This is a genomic window from Kocuria sp. WN036 (genome assembly GCF_002287015.1).
Taxonomy (GTDB): domain Bacteria; phylum Actinomycetota; class Actinomycetes; order Actinomycetales; family Micrococcaceae; genus Kocuria; species Kocuria rosea.
This window is the reverse complement of sequence record NZ_NSKF01000030.1, coordinates 1-18,135: the sequence shown is the minus strand read 5'-3', so window position 1 is coordinate 18,135 and position 18,135 is coordinate 1. Positions and strand designations below refer to the sequence as shown.

Annotated in this window: 19 protein-coding genes and 1 tRNA gene; 16 read left to right on the top strand and 4 right to left on the bottom strand. The window is 74.0% G+C overall.

All coding sequences use genetic code 11. The annotated features are described in order from the left end of the window. Positions 1–18: 18 nt before the first annotated feature. Positions 19–732 carry a response regulator gene (locus CK505_RS15415; RefSeq protein WP_017834265.1) on the bottom strand — a complete coding sequence of 238 codons (714 nt, stop codon included), beginning with the start codon at positions 730–732 and terminating at the stop codon, positions 19–21. Further along, on the bottom strand, positions 729–2,360 hold the full coding sequence (locus CK505_RS15410) for an ATP-binding protein (protein ID WP_095651627.1): 1,632 nt from the start codon (positions 2,358–2,360) through the stop codon (positions 729–731). Before CK505_RS15410 ends, CK505_RS15415 begins: the two co-directional genes overlap by 4 nt. Before the next feature lie 170 nt (positions 2,361–2,530). Between CK505_RS15410 and CK505_RS15405 the strand changes: the two genes are divergently transcribed. The 9 genes from CK505_RS15405 (at position 2,531) to CK505_RS15365 (ending at position 11,362) form a co-directional block, all read left to right on the top strand. Beyond that, on the top strand, positions 2,531–3,970 hold the full coding sequence (locus CK505_RS15405; RefSeq protein WP_095651626.1) for a cation:dicarboxylate symporter family transporter: 1,440 nt from the start codon (positions 2,531–2,533) through the stop codon (positions 3,968–3,970). A gap of 248 nt (positions 3,971–4,218) precedes the next feature. Next, positions 4,219–5,112, top strand: a complete 894-nt coding sequence (locus CK505_RS15400; RefSeq protein WP_017833723.1) for a ParA family protein — start codon at positions 4,219–4,221, stop codon at positions 5,110–5,112. Next, complete coding sequence (locus CK505_RS15395) at positions 5,112–5,996, top strand: ScpA family protein (RefSeq protein ID WP_095651625.1); 885 nt, start codon at positions 5,112–5,114, stop codon at positions 5,994–5,996. The genes CK505_RS15400 and CK505_RS15395 overlap by 1 nt, the downstream gene beginning before the upstream one ends. Further along, on the top strand, positions 5,993–6,607 hold the full coding sequence (gene scpB, locus CK505_RS15390; protein ID WP_095651624.1) for an SMC-Scp complex subunit ScpB: 615 nt from the start codon (positions 5,993–5,995) through the stop codon (positions 6,605–6,607). Before CK505_RS15395 ends, scpB begins: the two co-directional genes overlap by 4 nt. A gap of 9 nt (positions 6,608–6,616) precedes the next feature. Beyond that, positions 6,617–7,708, top strand: coding sequence for a pseudouridine synthase (locus CK505_RS15385; protein ID WP_095651623.1), 1,092 nt, complete (start codon positions 6,617–6,619; stop codon positions 7,706–7,708). 9 nt (positions 7,709–7,717) lie between these two features. Next, a complete protein-coding gene (locus CK505_RS15380; RefSeq protein WP_095651622.1) occupies positions 7,718–8,842 on the top strand; it encodes a prephenate dehydrogenase in 1,125 nt (374 codons plus the stop codon). Between the two features lie 68 nt (positions 8,843–8,910). Next, on the top strand, positions 8,911–9,576 hold the full coding sequence (gene cmk / locus CK505_RS15375) for a (d)CMP kinase (RefSeq protein ID WP_051063785.1): 666 nt from the start codon (positions 8,911–8,913) through the stop codon (positions 9,574–9,576). A gap of 73 nt (positions 9,577–9,649) precedes the next feature. After that, the gene (der, locus tag CK505_RS15370; RefSeq protein WP_017833717.1) at positions 9,650–11,209 is read left to right on the top strand and encodes a ribosome biogenesis GTPase Der; all 1,560 of its coding nucleotides are present in this window, start codon (positions 9,650–9,652) and stop codon (positions 11,207–11,209) included. Positions 11,210–11,288: 79 nt separating this feature from the next. Then, positions 11,289–11,362 (top strand) — tRNA-Pro (locus CK505_RS15365). An 84-nt stretch (positions 11,363–11,446) separates the two neighbouring features. Here CK505_RS15365 and CK505_RS15360 read toward each other — a convergent pair. Further along, complete coding sequence (locus tag CK505_RS15360) at positions 11,447–12,367, bottom strand: PfkB family carbohydrate kinase (RefSeq protein WP_035924065.1); 921 nt, start codon at positions 12,365–12,367, stop codon at positions 11,447–11,449. Positions 12,368–12,556: 189 nt separating this feature from the next. Between CK505_RS15360 and CK505_RS15355 the strand changes: the two genes are divergently transcribed. The 6 genes from CK505_RS15355 (at position 12,557) to CK505_RS15330 (ending at position 16,722) form a co-directional block, all read left to right on the top strand. Next, positions 12,557–13,555, top strand: a complete 999-nt coding sequence (locus CK505_RS15355) for an adenosine deaminase (RefSeq protein ID WP_095651621.1) — start codon at positions 12,557–12,559, stop codon at positions 13,553–13,555. Between the two features lie 94 nt (positions 13,556–13,649). Continuing rightward, complete coding sequence (gene gcvH / locus CK505_RS15350) at positions 13,650–14,036, top strand: glycine cleavage system protein GcvH (RefSeq protein ID WP_035924064.1); 387 nt, start codon at positions 13,650–13,652, stop codon at positions 14,034–14,036. A 189-nt stretch (positions 14,037–14,225) separates the two neighbouring features. Further along, the gene (locus CK505_RS15345; protein ID WP_017833713.1) at positions 14,226–14,681 is read left to right on the top strand and encodes an FHA domain-containing protein; all 456 of its coding nucleotides are present in this window, start codon (positions 14,226–14,228) and stop codon (positions 14,679–14,681) included. Between the two features lie 9 nt (positions 14,682–14,690). After that, complete coding sequence (locus tag CK505_RS15340; protein WP_017833712.1) at positions 14,691–15,437, top strand: MerR family transcriptional regulator; 747 nt, start codon at positions 14,691–14,693, stop codon at positions 15,435–15,437. A 22-nt stretch (positions 15,438–15,459) separates the two neighbouring features. Then, a complete protein-coding gene (locus tag CK505_RS15335) occupies positions 15,460–15,963 on the top strand; it encodes a bifunctional nuclease family protein (protein ID WP_031283123.1) in 504 nt (167 codons plus the stop codon). A gap of 174 nt (positions 15,964–16,137) precedes the next feature. Next, positions 16,138–16,722, top strand: coding sequence for a MerR family transcriptional regulator (locus tag CK505_RS15330; protein WP_017833710.1), 585 nt, complete (start codon positions 16,138–16,140; stop codon positions 16,720–16,722). Positions 16,723–16,732: 10 nt separating this feature from the next. Here CK505_RS15330 and CK505_RS15325 read toward each other — a convergent pair whose 3' ends face one another. Further along, the gene (locus tag CK505_RS15325) at positions 16,733–17,521 is read right to left on the bottom strand and encodes a ParA family protein (RefSeq protein WP_017833709.1); all 789 of its coding nucleotides are present in this window, start codon (positions 17,519–17,521) and stop codon (positions 16,733–16,735) included. 347 nt (positions 17,522–17,868) lie between these two features. Between CK505_RS15325 and CK505_RS15320 the strand changes: the two genes are divergently transcribed. Further along, positions 17,869–18,135 (top strand): biotin carboxylase N-terminal domain-containing protein (locus CK505_RS15320; RefSeq protein ID WP_141246842.1); only part of this gene is annotated, 267 nt, incomplete at its 3' end.

Genomic DNA, 18,135 nt, shown 5'->3' with positions numbered 1-18,135 from the left:
CCGGCGCACGGCACGGGGTCAGCGGCCGGGGGAGACGTCCTGCCCGGCCCAGCCGTACTCGAGCTCGGGCCGCCCGGGGGTGCCGTGGCGCGGGCGGCGCTGCACGAGGCCCCGGGCCGTCAGGTGCTCGAGGTAGCGCCGCGCCGTGACCCGGGACAGCGTGCTGCGCTCGGCGACCTCACCGGCCGAGAGCCACTCCCCGCCCCGGATCAGCGCGGTGACGGACTCGAGGGTCTGCGGGGACAGGCCCTTGGGCGCGTCCGGGCGGGTGGGCGCGCCCAGGGCCGCGAACGCGCGGTCCACCTCCGCCTGGCCCACCGTCCCGGCCGCGCCCAGGGCGGAGCGGTAGCGCCGGTAGGCGTCGAGCTTCTCCTCGAACACGGCGTAGGTGAAGGGCTTGATGAGGTAGCCGACCACGCCCAGGGTGCTCGCGGCCCGGACGGTCGCCACGTCCCGGTGCGCCGTGATCACCAGCAGGTCCACCGTCTCGCCGCGGGCGCGCAGGGTCCGTGCCACGTCGAGACCGGACATGTCCGGCAGGTTCACGTCCAGCAGCACCAGGTCCACGGGTCGCCCCGCCCGCCGGGCGGCCTGCACGGCCTGCACGGCCGTCCGCCCGGACACGGCGGTGGCGGCCGCCTCGAAGCCCGGTGAGCGCTCGACGTACTGGGCGTGGGCGGCGGCGGTGAGCGGCTCGTCGTCGACGACCAGGACGCGGACCGGCGCGCTCACGGGGCCCGCCCCGCCGCGGCGTCGCGGGCCACCGGGACGGTCACCGTGAACACGGCCCCGCCGTCGTTGCGGTGCTCGATCCGCGCGCCCCACCGCTCGACGACCTCCCGCACCAGGTGCAGGCCCACGCCGCGGCCCTCCGGGCCGGCCGGCTTCGTGGTGACGCCGAGCTCGAACACCTCCCGGGCGAGGTCGTCGGGGACCCCCATCCCGGTGTCGGCGACGGTGATCACGACCGCGTCCCGGGCGGGGTCCGCGGCGTCGGGCGCCCGGGCGATCTCGACCTCGACGACCGGGCGGACCCGGTCGGCGTTGGCCGCGGCGGCCTCGACGGCGTTGTCGACGAGGTTGCCGACGAGGGTCACGAGGTCGGCGGGGGAGACGGGGATCCGGGGCGCGTCCGGGTCGACGACGACCTCCAGCTCCACGCCGCGCTCGTGGGCCGCGGCGGTCTTGCCGACCAGCAGGGCCGCGAGGAACGGGTCGTCGAGGTGGGCGAGGAGGTCGTCGGACAGCACCCGGGTGCGCACCATGTCCGCCGAGGCGAAGCCGAGGGCCTCCTCGTCCCGGCCGAGCTCCAGCAGGGAGACGACCGTGTGCATGCGGTTGGCGTGCTCGTGGGTCTGGGCCCGCAGCGCCCCGGCCAGCGTCGCGGTGGCGCGCAGCTGTCCCGAGAGCCGCGAGATCTCGGTGTGGTCCCGCAGGATCACGATCGTGCCGCGCCCCGCGAGCGCTCCGCGGGCCGGGAGGGCCGAGACGATGAGGGTGCGCTCCCCGACCACGAACCACTGCTCCTGCACGGGCGCGCCGGCGCGCAGGAGGACCGCCAGCGCGTCCGGCAGGTCCAGGTCCGCGACGGGGAGGGGTTCGTGCCGGGCCGGTCCCGGGGTCGCCGGCGCCCGGACCCCGAGCAGCTCCCGCGCCCGGGCGTTGAGCACCTGCACCGCGCCGGTCGTGTCCACGAGCAGGAGGCCCTCCGTGGCCTCGTTGAGCACGGCGTCGTGCAGCGCGTGCACCTGGGCGAGCTCCTCCGGCCCCCAGCCGTGGGTGACCCGGCCCAGGTACCGGGAGCCGAGGGCCGCGACCGTCGCCGACGCGGCCAGCAGCAGCAGCCCGACGAGGAGCACCGCCGGCAGCTGGGCGAGCGCCTGCTGCGAGACGGCCTCGAGGAGGACACCGGTGGCCACGAGCGCCACGACCGTGCCGTCCCCGTCCCGGACCGGGGCGATCGTGCGCACGGAGGGGCCGAGGTTGCCGCGCTCCGTGCTGGTCCAGGTCTGCCCGGCGAGCGCGTGCGAGCGGTCCCCGCGGTAGGCCTCGCCGACCGAGGAGGGCAGGGGGTGCGTCCAGCGGGTGCCGTCCGGGGCCATGATCGTGACGAAGTCGAGGTCCGTGTCCGCGAGCAGCCGGTCCGTGAGCGGCTGCAGCACGGCGTGCGGGTCCGGCCCGCCCACCGCCTCGAGCACGTACGGGTCGTCCGCGAGGGCCGTGGCGAGGACCCGGGTCACCGCCTCGGCGCGCTCCACGACCGCGCCGCGCTCGTGGGCGAACAGGACGAGGGAGACGGCGAGGGTCACCAGCGCGACGACGGCGAGCTGCATCAGGAAGAAGCGCCGGGCCAGGGACATGTCCGCTCCTTGATCTCCCGGTCGTCCCTCCCTCTCTTGTGGTGGGCGTCACGACCATTATGACCACAACACGACAGGGCGCCGGGCCGCGGTGAGACTCGTCACATCGGCCCGATCCCGGGTCCCGCGCTCCACCCCACCGCGCTACCCACCCGAACCGGAGGACAAGCATGGCCACCGTCGCCACGGACCCCGTCGACCCGCAGCCGCCCGCCCAGAAGCAGAAGAAGGACAGGACGCACTACCTGTACGTCTTCGTGATCGTCGCCGTCGTCGCCGGCGCCGTCCTGGGCCTCCTGGCCCCCGAGTTCGCCCAGACGCTCAAGCCGGTCGGCACCGCGTTCATCGCCCTGATCAAGATGATGATCGCCCCCATCATCTTCTGCACGATCGTCCTGGGCGTCGGCTCCATCGCCAAGGCGGCGACCGTCGGCAAGGTCGGCGGCCTGGCCCTGGCCTACTTCATGGCGATGTCCACCATGGCACTGGGCATCGGCCTGGTGGTGGGCAACCTCATCCACCCGGGCGAGGGCCTGAACATCCAGGGCTCGGAGTACGAGGTCACGGACGCGGGCCACGGCGACGGGGAGGGCGGGACCATCGGGTTCCTGCTCGGCATCATCCCCACGTCCCTGCTGTCCTCCCTGACCGAGGGCAACATCCTGCAGACCCTGTTCGTGGCGCTCATCGTGGGCTTCGCGCTGCAGCAGATGGGCCCGGCCGGCAAGCCCGTGCTCAAGGCCGTCGGCTACGTCCAGGCCCTGGTCTTCCGGATCCTGATCATGGTCATGTGGGTCGCCCCCATCGGGGCGTTCGGCGCGATCGCCGGTGTGGTCGGCGAGACCGGCGTCCAGGCCATCGTCTCGATGGCCACCCTGATGATCGCCTTCTACCTCACCTGCGTCCTGTTCATCGTGGTGGTCCTGGGCGGGCTCCTGAAGGCGGTCACGGGGATCAACATCTTCCGGCTCATGAAGTACCTGGGCCGCGAGTACCTGCTGATCTTCTCGACCTCCTCCTCCGAGGCGGCCCTGCCCCGGCTCATCGCCAAGATGGAGCACGTGGGCGTCTCCAAGCCCGTGGTCGGCGTCACGGTCCCGACCGGCTACTCCTTCAACCTGGACGGCACCGCCATCTACCTGACCATGGCCGCCCTCTTCGTCGCCTCCGCGATGGGCAGCCCGCTGGCCATCGGCGAGCAGATCTCCCTCCTGGTGTTCATGATCATCGCCTCGAAGGGCGCCGCCGGGGTCACCGGCGCCGGCCTGGCCACCCTGGCGGGCGGCCTGCAGTCCCACCGCCCCGACCTGGTCGACGGGGTCGGCATCATCGTCGGCATCGACCGCTTCATGTCCGAGGCCCGCGCCCTGACCAACTTCACCGGCAACGCCGTGGCCACCCTGCTGATCGGCAAGTGGACCCGCGAGATCGACCTCGTCCAGGTGGAGCGCGTGCTCTCCGGCCAGGACCGGTTCGACGAGTCCACCATGGCCGCCCACTCGCACGGCACCGCCGAGGACCGGCCCGCCACCGAGACCGCTCCCGGGGCCCGGGTGGAGGACTCCGTCGCGGAGAAGCTCGAGGCCGCGGCCGGCGCCGGAGCGCGCTGACCCGTCCCCGCACCGGGACCCGTGTCCGGCCCGCGCCCGCCGCGCCCCCGAGGGGGCGCGGCGGGCGCGGGCCGTCGTCGTCCGCCGGCTCCACCGTGCCCGGGAATTCGGGGCCGCCCGGCGGCGGCGGTACCCTGGTAGCTGATCGAGTCCAGGAAAACCCCAGGTCGGCCCGTCCGGCCCGGGCCGCCCCGTGCCCGGGGCCGGTCCGCCCGAGCGCGACCACGAACGAAAGAGCGGTGCCACGAGTGAGCCAGCAGAGCGACGAGAGGAACCCCGGCACGGGCGAGGCCGGGACGGGAACCGTCGGCCTGACCGGCCGTCCCGCCCGCGACTTCCCCGAGCCGCCCGAGCTCTCCACCCACGGGCCCGCCCGGATCATCGCGATGGTCAACCAGAAGGGCGGGGTCGGGAAGACCACCTCGACCATCAACCTCGGCGCGGCGCTCGCCGAGCTGGGGCGCAAGGTCCTGCTCGTCGACTTCGATCCGCAGGGCGCCCTCTCCGCCGGCCTCGGCGCCAACCCGCACGAGCTGGAGCTGACGGTCTACAACGTCATGATGGACCGCTCCGTGGACGTCTGGGACGTGGTCCAGGAGACCGACGTCGAGGGCGTCGACCTGCTCCCCGCGAACATCGACCTCTCCGCGGCGGAGGTGCAGCTCGTCACCGAGGTGGCCCGCGAGCAGGTGCTGGCCAGTGCCCTGCGCAAGCTCGAGGAGCACTACGACGTCATCATCATCGACTGCCAGCCCTCGCTGGGGCTGCTGACGGTCAACGCGCTGACCGCCGCGCACGGGGTGGTCATCCCGCTCATCGCGGAGTTCTTCGCCCTGCGCGCCGTGGCGCTGCTCGTGGACTCCATCGAGAAGGTCCAGGACCGGCTCAACCCCCGCCTGCAGATCGACGGGGTGCTCGCCACGATGTTCGACTCCCGGACCCTGCACTCCCGCGAGGTCATGGCCCGGATCGTGGACGCCTTCGGCGACAAGGTCTTCGACACCGTCATCAAGCGCACCGTGAAGTTCCCGGACGCCACGGTGGCCGCCGAGCCCATCCTCTCCTTCGCCACGGCCCACCAGGGCGCCGAGTCCTACCGTCAGCTGGCGCGGGAGCTCATCTCGCGCGGCGGCGCACCCTGATGCACCCCGAGGAGCCGCCGGTCCCCGAGGGTCCCGGCGGCTTCGCGGTGCAGCTGGAGGACTTCGCGGGGCCCTTCGAGGTGCTGCTCTCCCTGATCGCCAAGCACGAGCTGGACATCACCCGGATCGCGCTGGCCACCGTCACGGACGAGTTCCTCCAGTACGTGCGCGCCCTGCACGAGATCGGCTCGCCCCGCGCCCTCGACGAGGCCAGCGAGTTCCTCGTGGTCGCCGCGACGCTCCTGGACCTCAAGGCCGCCCGGCTGCTGCCGCGCGGGGAGGTCGAGGACGAGGAGGACGTGGCCCTGCTGGAGGCGCGGGACCTGCTCTTCGCCCGGCTGCTGCAGTACAAGGCGTTCAAGGAGGTGGCCGTGCTGCTCGACGAGCGGATGCGGGCCGAGTCCACCCGCCTGCCCCGGTCGGTGCCGCTGGACCCGGAGGTGGCGGCCGTGCTGCCCGAGCTCGACTGGCGGACCACCCCGGAGCAGTTCGCCGCGATCGCCCGCTCCGTCTTCGTGCCCCGCCCCGGGGCGCCCGCGGAGGTCGGGGTGGACCACCTGCATGGGGCCGCCGTGACGGTCCGGGACGAGGCGGAGATCCTCGCCGGGCTGCTCGAGGACGGAGCCCCGCGCTCCTTCCGGGTGCTCGTCGCGGACGCCGGGTCCACCCTCGCGGTGGTCGTGCGGTTCCTGGCGCTGCTCGAGATGTACCGGGACGCGGTGCTCGAGCTCGCCCAGGAGCAGCCGCTGGGGGAGCTGACGGTCCGCTGGACCGGGGCGGGCACCGGGTGGACCGCCGACCGTCTGTCCGAGGACGCCGCGGGCCCGGCTGCCGTCGTCGCGGCCCCGGACGGGGTCCCGGCCGCCTCGGGGGCCCCGGCGTGAGCCCCGCGGCCGAGGACGGACCGGACCTCGAGGCGCTGCCCGGCGGGGTGCGGGCCGCCGTCGAGGCGATCCTGATGGTGGCCGACGAGCCCGTCAGCGAGTACGAGATCGCCGCCGCCCTCGTGGTCCCGGTCGCCACCGTGCAGCGGGTCCTCGACCGGCTCCGCGCGGAGTACGACGGCGTCGCCGCCGATCCGGGGTATGATGGGACGTTGGCGCCGCGTGGGTTCGAGCTGCGCAGCACCGGTGCCGGCTGGCGGATCCACTCGCGCAGCGAGTTCGCCCCCGTCGTCTCCGCGTTCGTCGCGGAGGGACAGACCGCCCGGCTGTCGCAGGCGGCCCTGGAGACCCTGGCCGTCGTGGCCTACCGCCAGCCCGTGAGCCGGGGACGCATCTCCGCGATCCGCGGGGTCAACGTCGACGGCGTCGTCCGCACGCTCGTGCAGCGAGGCCTGATCCGCGAGCTCGAGCGGGACGGCGAGTCCGGCGCCGTGCTCTACGGCACCACCACGTTCTTCCTGGAGAAGATGGGCATCGGCTCGCTCGACGAGCTCCCCGACATCGCCCCTCATCTGCCGGGCATCGACCAGATCGACCACTACGAGGACTGAGACACCACCATGGCCACTTCACGTTCATCATCCGGCCGCCCCGGGCCCGGCGGCCGCCGCGCCCCTGGCTCCCAGGGCGGCCAGAAGCCCCGCACCGGCCAGGGCGGCACGTCGTTCCAGGGCGGGAAGGGCGCTCCCGGCCGCGGCCCCGCCAAGGGTGGCGCAGCCAAGAGTGGCGCAGCCAAGGGGGGCGCCGGCAAGGGTGGCGCAGCCAAGGGCGGGTCCTCGACGGGCACCGGTCAGGACCGCGGGCCCCGCCCGTTCGCGTCCTCCGAGAAGAGCGCCCGGCGGATGCCCGCCACCCCGTACCGCCCGCCGCACCGCAAGCGCCGGCCCAAGAACCCGCCCGTGGACCGGCTCGACCAGCACGACCCGGACGGGGTGCGGCTGCAGAAGCTCATGGCCCAGGCCGGCGTGGCCTCGCGGCGCGTGTGCGAGGAGATGATCGAGGCCGGCCGCGTGCAGGTCAACGGGGAGACCATCACCGAGCTCGGCATCCGGGTGGACCCGGACACCGTCGAGATCCACGTCGACGGCGTCCGCGTGCAGCTCGACGAGAACCTCGTCTACTACGCCTTCAACAAGCCCGAGGGGGTGCTCTCCACCATGGAGGACCCCGAGGGCCGGCCGTGCGTGGCCGACTACCTCAACCAGCAGAAGAACGAGCGCGTCTTCCACGTGGGCCGCCTCGACGTGGAGACCGAGGGCCTCCTGCTGCTGACCAACGACGGCGAGCTCACCAACCGGCTCACCCACCCGTCCTACGAGGTCCCCAAGACCTACCTCGTGCAGGTCCGCGGGCCCATGGAGAAGGGCGTCGGCGCGGCCATGAAGGCCGGCATCGAGCTCGAGGACGGCATCGCCTCCGTGGACTCCTTCCGGCTCGTGGACTCCACCCCCGGCCACCTGCTGGTCGAGGTCGTCCTGCACTCCGGGCGCAACCGCATCGTGCGCCGGCTCTTCGACGCCGTGGGCCACCCCGTCGAGAAGCTCGTGCGCACCGAGGTCGGCCCCATCCGGATCGGGGACCAGCGCCAGGGCACCATCCGGCGCCTGTCGAAGACCGAGGTCGGGCACCTCCTCGCCTCGGTGGGCATGTAGGGAGCACCCGTGACGCAGACCCCCACCGCACCGCCGCCCCCCGCGGCGACCGCCGGGACCGTGCTCGTGGTCGGCGCCGGCCTGCTCGGCGCCAGCATCGGCCTGGGCCTGCGCCACCTCGGCGTGGACGTCTGGCTGCAGGACTCCTCGCCCACCGCCGAGGCCGTGGCCCAGGACATCGGCGCCGGCCTCTCCTGCCGCGCGGCGGGGCAGGACCGGGTGCCGGAGCCGGCCCTCGTCGTCGTCGCCACCCCGCCCGACGTCACCGCCGAGACCGTGGTCGAGGCGCTGGGACGCCACCCGGAGGCGGTCGTCCTCGACATCGCCTCCGTGAAGGAGTCCGTGCTGGAGGACGTGCGCGCCCGGGGCGGGGACCTCACCCGCTACGTGGGCACCCACCCCATGGCCGGGCGGGAGAAGTCCGGCCCCGTGGCCGCCCGCGGCGAGCTGTTCACGTCCATGCCCTGGGTCGTGTGCGACTCCGGCCGCTCCGCGCCCGCGGCGCTGGCCGCGGCGAAGAACCTGGCCGTGGACCTCGGGGCGACGGTCACGTTCATGGACGCCCGCGAGCACGACGCGACCGTGGCGCTGATCTCCCACCTGCCGCAGGTGATGTCCTCCCTGCTGGCCTCCCGGCTGCAGGACACCCCGCTGCACCACCTGTCCCTCGCGGGCCAGGGGCTGCGGGACACCACCCGCATCGCCGCCTCCGACCCGGGCCTGTGGGTGCAGATCCTCTCCGCGAACGCCGCTCCCGTGGTGGCGTCCCTGCACGGGGTGCGCGAGGACCTCGACCGGCTCATCGCCACGCTCGAGGCCCCGCGCGCCCCGGGCGCCCGGCTGGACATCGCCCAGCTGATGTCGGAGGGCAACGCCGGCCGGGCCCGGATCCCGGGCAAGCACGGCGGCGCGCCCCGCGCGTTCGCGACCCTCACCGTGCTCGTCGGGGACGTCCCCGGGCAGATCGCCCGGCTGCTCACCGAGATCGGGGAGATCGGCGTCAACCTCGAGGACCTGCGCCTCGAGCACTCCCCGGGCCAGCCCGTGGGCCTCGTGGAGGTCTCCGTGCTGCCCAACCGCCGCAAGGAACTCGTCGAGGCGCTCCAGGAGCGCGGATGGAAGGTCGTGCAGTGAACACCGGAACGAACACCGCCCGCAGCGCAGCACCCGGCACCGGGACGCCGGCCGCCGCCGGCCGGCAGCTGGTCGTCGCCATCGACGGGCCCTCCGGCTCCGGCAAGTCCAGCGTGTCCAAGGAGGTCGCCCGCCGCTTCGGCCTCGCCTACCTGGACACGGGCGCGATGTACCGCGCGCTGACGTGGTGGTGCCTCGACCGCGGGGTGGACCTCTACGACGGCGGCGCCGTGGTCGAGGCCGCCCGCTCCTTCCCGCTCGCCCAGGGCACCGACCCCGACCGGGAGCTGGTGTTCGTGGGCGGGACCGACGTGGGCGTCGAGATCCGCGGCGCCCGGGTGACCGAGGCGGTCAGCGCCGTGGCCACCAACCAGGCCGCGCGGGCGGTGCTGGTGGCCCGCCAGCAGGAGCTCATCGCGGACAGCGGCCGGCGGATCGTGGCCGAGGGCCGGGACACCACCACCGTGGTGGCCCCCGACGCCGACGCCCGGATCCTGCTCACCGCCGACGAACGGGCCCGGATGGCCCGGCGCGGCCTGCAGAACGGCGGCGTCGAGGACGCCGAGCAGCTGCGGGCCCGGGTCGTGGGCCGGGACGCCAAGGACGCGACGGTCGTGAACTTCACCGAGGCCGCCGACGGCGTCGTGACGATCGACTCCTCCGAGCTCACCGTGGAGCAGACCGTCCAGGCCGTCATCGACGTGGTCGTCCGCGCCGCGGGCCGCTCCGCCTGAACCGATCCGCCCCGCACCCCCCGACATTTTTCCGCACCCCGACCGGCCGCACCCGGCCCAGCGAAGGACAGCCATGACCGGCAACCCCGAGAACTCCGCGCACGACACCGCCCACGACCCCTACGAGGCCGAGATCCTCGGCGGCACCACGGACGACGTCGCCCAGCGGCTCGCGGCCATCGACGACGACGAGGCCGAGCAGCGCGCGCAGGCGCTGCGGGCCGGGCTCGAGGACTACGAGCTCGACGAGGAGGACGCCGCGCTGCTCGCCGAGTGGGCGGAGGACGGGGACCAGGCCCCCGTGCGCCGGCCCGCCCCGGTGCTCGCCATCGTGGGCCGCCCCAACGTCGGCAAGTCGACCCTCGTCAACCGCATCCTCGGCCGGCGCGAGGCCGTCGTGGAGGACACCCCGGGCGTGACCCGGGACCGCGTCTCCTACCGGGCCACCTGGAACGGGCGCAACTTCACCCTCGTGGACACCGGCGGGTGGGAGTACGACGCCAAGGGCATCAACGCCCGCGTCGCCGAGCAGGCCGAGATGGCCGTGGAGTTCGCCGACGCCGTGCTGCTCGTGCTCGACGCCACCGTGGGCGTCACCGCCGCGGACGAGGCCATCGTGAAGATGCTGCGCAAGGTCCGGAAGCCGGTGATCCTGGTCGCCAACAAGGTGGACTCCCCGCAGCTCGAGGTCGAGGCCACCTACCTGTGGTCCCTCGGCATGGGGGAGCCGCACCCGGTGTCCGCCCTGCACGGGCGCGGCGCCGCCGACGTCCTCGACGCGGTCACGGACCTGCTGCCGGAGTTCTCCGCCGTGGCCGAGACCGAGCTGACCGGCGGGCCCCGCCGCGTGGCGCTCATCGGGCGCCCGAACGTGGGCAAGTCCTCGCTGCTCAACAAGCTGGCCGGCTCCGAGCGCGTCGTCGTGGACCCCCTGGCCGGGACCACCCGCGACCCCGTGGACGAGCTCATCGAGCTGGGCGGCAAGCCCTGGCGCTTCATCGACACCGCGGGCATCCGCCGCCGCGTGCACATGGCCCAGGGCGCGGACTTCTACGCGTCCCTGCGCACCCAGGCCGCCCTCGAGCGCGCCGAGGTGGCCGTGGTGCTGCTGGCCGCGGACGAGGTGCTCTCCGAGCAGGACGTCCGCATCCTGCAGCTGGCCGTGGACTCCGGGCGCGCCCTCGTGCTCGCCTTCAACAAGTGGGACCTCATGGACGAGGACCGCCGCTACTACCTGGAGCGGGAGATCGACCGCGACCTCGCGCACGTGGCCTGGGCGCCGCGGGTGAACGTCTCGGCGAAGACCGGCTGGCACAAGGACCGGCTGGTCCCCGCCCTGGAGACCGCCCTGGCCTCGTGGGACACCCGCGTCCCCACCGGGCGGCTCAACGCGTTCCTCGGCGAGATCGTGGCCGCCCACCCGCACCCCGTGCGCGGCGGCAAGCAGCCGCGCATCCTCTTCGGCACCCAGGCCTCCTCCCGGCCGCCGCGCTTCGTGCTGTTCACCACCGGTTTCCTCGACCCCGGGTACCGGCGGTTCATCACCCGCCGCCTCCGCGAGACCTTCGGTTTCGAGGGCACCCCCATCGAGGTGTCCATGCGCGTGCGGGAGAAGCGGAACCGGAAGCGCTGAGGCGCCCGCCGAGATGAATTCCGCCGGAGCTTGCTGTAATGTGATGCGAGTGCTCGGGGCGGGAACGTACTGAGCACTTCGGGCTGTGGCGCAGCTTGGTAGCGCACTTGACTGGGGGTCAAGGGGTCGCAGGTTCAAATCCTGTCAGCCCGACGATTCGAGGCCGGTGGACCGCGGGAACGCGGACCACCGGCCTTCTCTCGTTCCCGGGGACGGCGCCTCCGGCACCCGTGCTGCCTACCGGCGGGCCCGGGAAGCCGACTCCCGCAGCCGGTCCAGGTCGAGGTCCGGCCGGCCGCCGGCGCTGCCGACCACCTCGGCCGCCGCCGCCGCGGCCCACCAGGCGGCGGACTCCGGCCTCTCCCCGCGCAGCAGCGCGACGGTGAGCGCGGCCACGAACGAGTCGCCCGCCCCGGTGGGGTCCACGGGATCCTCGCCCAGGTGGGGCAGGAGCACGTGCCCGCCCGGCCAGGCGACCACGTCGCCCTCGCCGGTGGCCAGGGCGACGACGCGCGGGCCCTCCGCGAGCAGCGACTCCGCGGCCCGCACCGTCCCCGGCACGTCCTGCGGCGCCCAGCCCACCAGTGCCTCCGTCTCGGCGGTGTCCGCGCGCACCACGTCCGCGGTGCCCAGCACCCGCCGGCGCACCGCCCCGTCCGCCGGGGCGCCGTCGGCCACCACGATCGCGCCCCCCGCCGCGGCCGCCTCGAGGGCCTCCGTCACGGCCGCCCCCGGCTGCTGCAGCTGCACCAGCACGGCGTCCGCCGAGCGCAGCAGGTCCCGGCTCGCGCGCACGTCCCCGGCGTCCAGCAGCATCCGGGCGTCCACGTCCTCCAGCAGGCGGCGGACCCCGCGCGGCCCCACGAGGTCGACGAGCAGCGCGGTCGGGGCGCCGGCGCGGCGCACCACGGCGCCGACGTCGATCCCGTCGGCCGCGGCCTGGGCGAGCACCTCCGCGCCGGCGGAGTCGGTGCCCACGACCCCCACCAGGGCGACCTCGGCGCCGAGCTGGCGGCACGCCACGGCCTGGTTCGCGCCCTTGCCGCCGAGCAGCTCCTGCCGCCCGAGCACGTCGGCGGAACCGCCCTCCGCCGGCAGCTCCGCCACGGTCAGCACGAGATCCCGTCCCACCTGTCCGACCACCACGACACCGGACATCCGGCACTCCTTCCTCCGAGCGGCTCCGCTCGCGAGCCTAGAGCACTCCGGCCGCGGAGCCGACGGCGGTCGGGCGGTGCGGGGCGACCCGGCAGCGGGGACGGAGCCCCGCCGCCGACCGCGGCGCATACACTGCACGGGACGTCGAGTGCTCCGGTCCCCGGGGCCGACCACGAAGGAGCGCCGGAGTTGAACGACCTGCACACCCTGCCCAAGGCGGAGCTGCACCTGCACATCGAGGGCACCCTCGAGCCCGAGCTCGCGTTCGCGCTCGCCGCCAAGAACCGGGTGGAGCTGCCCTACGGCTCCGTCGAGGAGCTGCGGCGGCAGTACGACTTCGAGGACCTGTCCTCGTTCCTCGCGCTCTACTACGCCACGATGGCGGTGCTGCGCGACGCCTCCGACTTCGAGGCGCTGACCCGGGCCTACCTCGAGCGCGCGGCGGCGCAGGGCCTGCGGCACGTCGACGTCTTCTTCGACCCGCAGGCGCACACCGCCCGGGGCGTGCCGCTCGGGACGGTGGTCGACGGCATCCGCGCCGCCCTCGACGCCGCCCGGGCCGAGCACAGCCTCACCAGCACGCTGCTGCTGTGCTTCCTGCGGGACCGGCCCGCCGCGGAGGCCGTCGAGCTCTTCGACTCCCTCGGGGACCAGCTGCCGCGCATCGACGGGATCGGCCTCGACTCGGCCGAGGTCGGCCATCCCCCGGCGCTCTTCGAGGAGGTCTACGCGCGGGCACGGGCGGCCGGACTGCACGTCGTCGCCCACGCGGGGGAGGAGGCGGGTCCCGAGTACGTCCGGGAGGCCCTCGACGTGCTGCGCGTGGAGCGGGTGGACCACGGCATCCAGTGCCTGAGCGACCCGGAGCTCGTGGACCGCCTCGTCGCGGAGCGGGTCCCGCTCACCGTGTGCCCGCTGTCCAACGTGCGGCTGCGCGTGGTCGACACGCTCGCCGACCACCCGGTCCTGGACATGCTCGAGCGCGGACTGCTGGTCACGGTCAACTCCGACGACCCGGCCTACTTCGGCGGCTACGTGGGGGACGTCTTCCAGGACCTGCGCGACGCGCTGGGACTGACCGACGAGCAGGCCGTCGCACTGGCCCGCAACTCGGTGGACGCGTCCTTCGCGGGGACGGAGCGCAAGCGGGCGATCCACGCCGAGATCACCGCGTGGGAGGGCCGCTGAGCGGCCGACACCCGCGAGGTCCCGCACCCTCGGGCCACGGGGACGTCTGTGCCATAATCGAGCCGACCGCACCCGCCGGACCAGGAGCCACCCCATGAGCAACATCCCCGCCGACCTGTCCTACACGGCCGAGCACGAGTGGATCGCGGGCCCCGACGCCGACGGCGCGGTGCGCATCGGGATCACCGACCACGCGCAGGGCGAGCTGGGCGACGTCGTGTTCGTCCAGCTGCCCGAGGTGGGGGAGAGCGTCGAGGCGGGCGCCGCCGTGGGCGAGATCGAGTCCACCAAGTCCGTGAGCGACATCTTCGCCCCCGTCTCCGGTGAGGTCACCGCGGTCAACGAGGCGCTCGAGGCCGAGCCCGGGACGGTGAACTCCGCCCCCTACGCGGAGGGCTGGCTGTTCGAGGTCCGCCCCTCCGGCGAGGACTACCGCTCCGGGCTGCTCGACGCCGAGGGGTACGCCGCCCAGCTCGACTGACCCGCGCAGGACCCGACCACGCGCGAGCCGGGACGTGTCCCGGCCGCCCCTCCGTGTCTCCACCACCCGGTACACTGACAAGCAACCGGGTGGCTCCGGCCGGTCGCCCGGGAACCGCCGGGACAGGAGGTCGCGGGGCAGGGGTCCCACAGGACCCGTCCACCAACACGTCACCAGTCGAGGGAAGAGATGTCCAGAACCCAGAACGGCTCGAACGCACCCCAGGGGGAGCCGGAGACCACGTCGATCCAGATCGTGGCCGAGGTCCTCTCGCACGCGGCTTCCCACAAGCTCTCCCCCGAGGAGAGCTCAGCGGTCTCCGCGCTCCCGCCGCGCAGCGCACTGCTCGTGGCCCACGACAGCGGCGGCTCCGGGTCACGCTTCCTGCTGGACCGGGACGAGGTCCCCGCCGGCCGCCACCCGTCCTCCGAGATCTTCCTGGACGACGTCACCGTCTCGCGCCGGCACGCGCGGTTCGTCCGGCGCGGCGACTCCTTCGAGATCATCGACTCCGGATCCCTGAACGGCACCTACGTCAACGGCGACCGCGTGGACAGCGCGCAGCTGGACAACGGCGACGAGGTCCAGATCGGGAAGTTCCGGTTCACGTTCTACCGTTCGCTGCGCTCGCAGTCGGACCAGTAGAAGGGAGCCATGACCGACCCCGCGGAGACCGATCCCCACCGGGACGACGTCCAGCACGAGGCCCGGGTGGGCATCAGCGCCGTGCTCAAGGAGCTCGGCGAGGACCACCCCGGCATCACCGCCTCGAAGCTGCGCTTCCTGGAGGACAAGGGCCTGGTCCACCCGGCGCGCACCGCGTCCGGCTACCGCAAATTCTCGCGCGCGGACGTGGACCGGCTGCGCCGGATCCTGGAGCTGCAGCGCGACCGCTACCTCCCGCTGAAGGTGATCCGGGAGCGGCTGGACGCCGACGAGGACGCCCGCGCCGACGACGCCCGGCGCACCGCGGAGCCCGCCGATCCGGTCACCGCCCCCCTGCCGGTCGTCAGCGCGCCGCGCACCTACAACCTGCGGGAGCTCGCCGCCCGCACGGGCGCCGGCATCCCGCTCGTCCGGGAGCTCGTGAGCTACGGGCTGATCCGGGAGCAGAACGGGGCCTTCGACGACCACGCCCTCGCCATCACCCGGGCGGCCCTCGCGCTGACGGCCCACGGTCTGGAACCGCGCCACCTGCGCCCCTTCAAGGCCGCCGCGGACCGCGAGCTGGGCCTCGTGGAGCGCGCCGTCGCGCCCCTCACCTCCCGCCGGGACGCCGCCTCGAGGGCACGCGCGGTCGAGCGCGCCCAGGAGATCTCGGGCCTGTGCCTCACCATCCACACCTCGCTCGTGCGCTCGGAGATCGCCGCGCTCCAGGAGCGCGCCGCGGTGGAGGGCTGACGTGGCCGTGCACCAGGTCCTGATGGAGATCGCGGGCGTCCGCATGGACGTGCCGTCGGCGCAGCCCGTCGTCGTCCTCCGCGAGGTCGAGGGCGGACGGCACCTGCCGATCTGGATCGGCACGAACGAGGCGACGTCCATCGTCTTCGCCGTGCAGGGGATCGAGCCGCCCCGGCCCCTGACGCACGACCTCGTGCTGTCGGTGGCCACCGCGTTCGGGCGCACGCTCACCCGGGTGCGGATCCACACGGTGGAGGAGGGGGTCTTCCACGCCGCGCTCGAGTTCTCGGACGGCACGGTCGTCGACTCCCGCGCCTCGGACGCGATCGCCCTGGCCGCCCGCACCGACTGCCCCATCCTGTGCACCGAGACCGTCCTCGACGAAGCCGGTCTCGTGATGAGCGGGGACGGGGAGCTGCGGGAGCCGTCCCCCCGCGCGGGGGAGGGAGAGCCGCAGCTGCCCCCGGAGACGCAGGTCGAGCAGTTCCGCGACTTCCTCGACAACGTCGACCCCGAGGACTTCTGAGCCGTCCCCATCCGCCCGACACGGGGTCCCGGCCCCTGATGTCTTTGACCCCGTCCCCGGGGAGGTCTACCGTCATAAGGTGTACTCGAGGTGTTCCCGGGGGGATCCGGACGTCTCTGTGAGACCATCCACTCCCGGCGCCGCGAGCACCGGGTCCACGAGCGAGGAGGCGGCGTGAGCGAACGCGAGCAGCCCGGCGGCCCTCCGGCGCACGGCACCCAGGGCGTCCTCTTCGACGACTCCGTGATCCGGGACGAGTCCGTCGGCTACCGCGGCCCCACCGCCTGCAAGGCCGCGGGCATCACCTACCGGCAGCTCGACTACTGGGCGCGGACCGGTCTCGTGGAGCCCACCGTGCGCGGCGCCTCCGGGTCCGGCACGCAGCGGCTCTACAGCTTCCGCGACATCCTCGTCCTGAAGATCGTCAAGCGGCTCCTGGACACCGGCGTCTCCCTGCAGCAGATCCGCACCGCCGTGGGGGCGCTGCGCGCCCAGGGCGTGGAGGACCTGGCCCGGCTCACCATGATGAGCGACGGCGCCAGCGTCTACGCGTGCACGTCCCCCCACGAGGTCATCGACCTGGTGCAGGGCGGACAGGGCGTCTTCGGGATCGCCGTGGGCCGGGTGTGGCGCGAGGTCGAGGGGACCCTCGCGGCGCTCCCCGGGGAGCACACCGGAGCGGACCGCGCCCCCGCCCAGGAGCCGTTGCCCGGGGACGAGCTCTCCGAGCGCCGGGCCCGCCGGCAGAGCGCGGGCTGAGCCGGGCGGCTCAGGACGAGCCGTCGAGCAGACCCTGCAGGATCGCCGTGTACCGCCCGGAGATGTCCTGGGCCTCCGCTCCCGGCCAGCGGTGGATCGGCCAGGCCGCGCCCTGCGCCTGCTGCCAGACGGGCAGGTCCGGGATCACCGGGCTGACCAGCAGGGGGCCGAACAGCTCCTGCAGCTCGTCCAGGCGGTGCCGGTGCTCCACCGACGAGTGCTGGACCTTGTTGACCACCACCCCGGCAGCCGGCACGGCCCACGTGCGGCTCTGCTCGAACTGGGCGATCGCCGTCATCGTGCGCTTGGTGCCCGCCACCGAGAACAGCGAGGGCTCCGCCACCGAGAGCACCTTGTCGCTGGCGGCCCACGCCGTGCGGGTCAGCGCGCTCAGGGTGGGCGGGCAGTCGACCAGCACCAGGTCGTACCCCTGGGCGCCGGAGAGCGCGCGCTCCAGCCGGCCGAGGTCCTTCTCCCGGTACTCGGAGCGGTCGAGGTGGGACGAGCGGGCCGAGCCCGGGGCGACGTCGAGGGCCCTGCTGTCCAGGCCGGCCCGCACCGCCCAGGCCGAGGCCACGACCACGCGCTCGAGCGCTCCCCGGCGCGGCCTGCGCAGCACCTCTCCGATGTCGTGACCGCGCTCCGGGTGCACGCCCAGTCCGGTCGTGGCGTCGGCGTGCGGGTCGAGGTCCACCACCAGCGTGGGCACTCCCGCCTGCAGGGCCGCCGAGGCGATCCCCAGGGTCACGGAGGACTTGCCGACACCGCCCTTGAGGCTGCTGACGCTGACGATCTGCACGGAGGGGACACCCTTCGCTCGCGGGGAAACGGGAGGAGCGGCTCCTCGGGTCCGGGATCGGGGGCCGCGGCGAGGAGACGGCTGCGCCCATCGTAGCCGGGCGGGCGCGCTCCGCCCCGCTCCGGCGCGGAGCCGCCCGCGGCCGCCCCGCCCCCGCGCCGCCGCCGTGTACGCTGACCACGACGTCGCTCTGTGACAGCAGTCACAGTGTGCCCCGGGGTGGCGTGGTTCACTGGTCAGGACCGCCCGCGGACGGCCATGCTGACCGTGTGCGCGACGTTGTCCGACCTTCGACGAATCAGTGCCCGGGTGTCCGCCGAACGGCCCCGGGTGCGGAACGGGTGTTGATGTTCTCCAAGATCCTGGTGGCCAATCGCGGCGAGATCGCGATCCGTGCTTTCCGTGCCGCCTACGAGCTGGGCGCCAAGACGGTGGCGGTGTTCCCGTACGAGGACCGCAACTCGATCCACCGGCAGAAGGCCGACGAGGCGTACCGGATCGGGGAGGAGGGCCACCCCGTGCGGGCCTATCTCGACGTCGAGGAGATCGTCCGGGTGGCCAAGGAGTCCGGGGCGGACGCGATCTACCCGGGCTACGCGATCTACCCGGGCTAC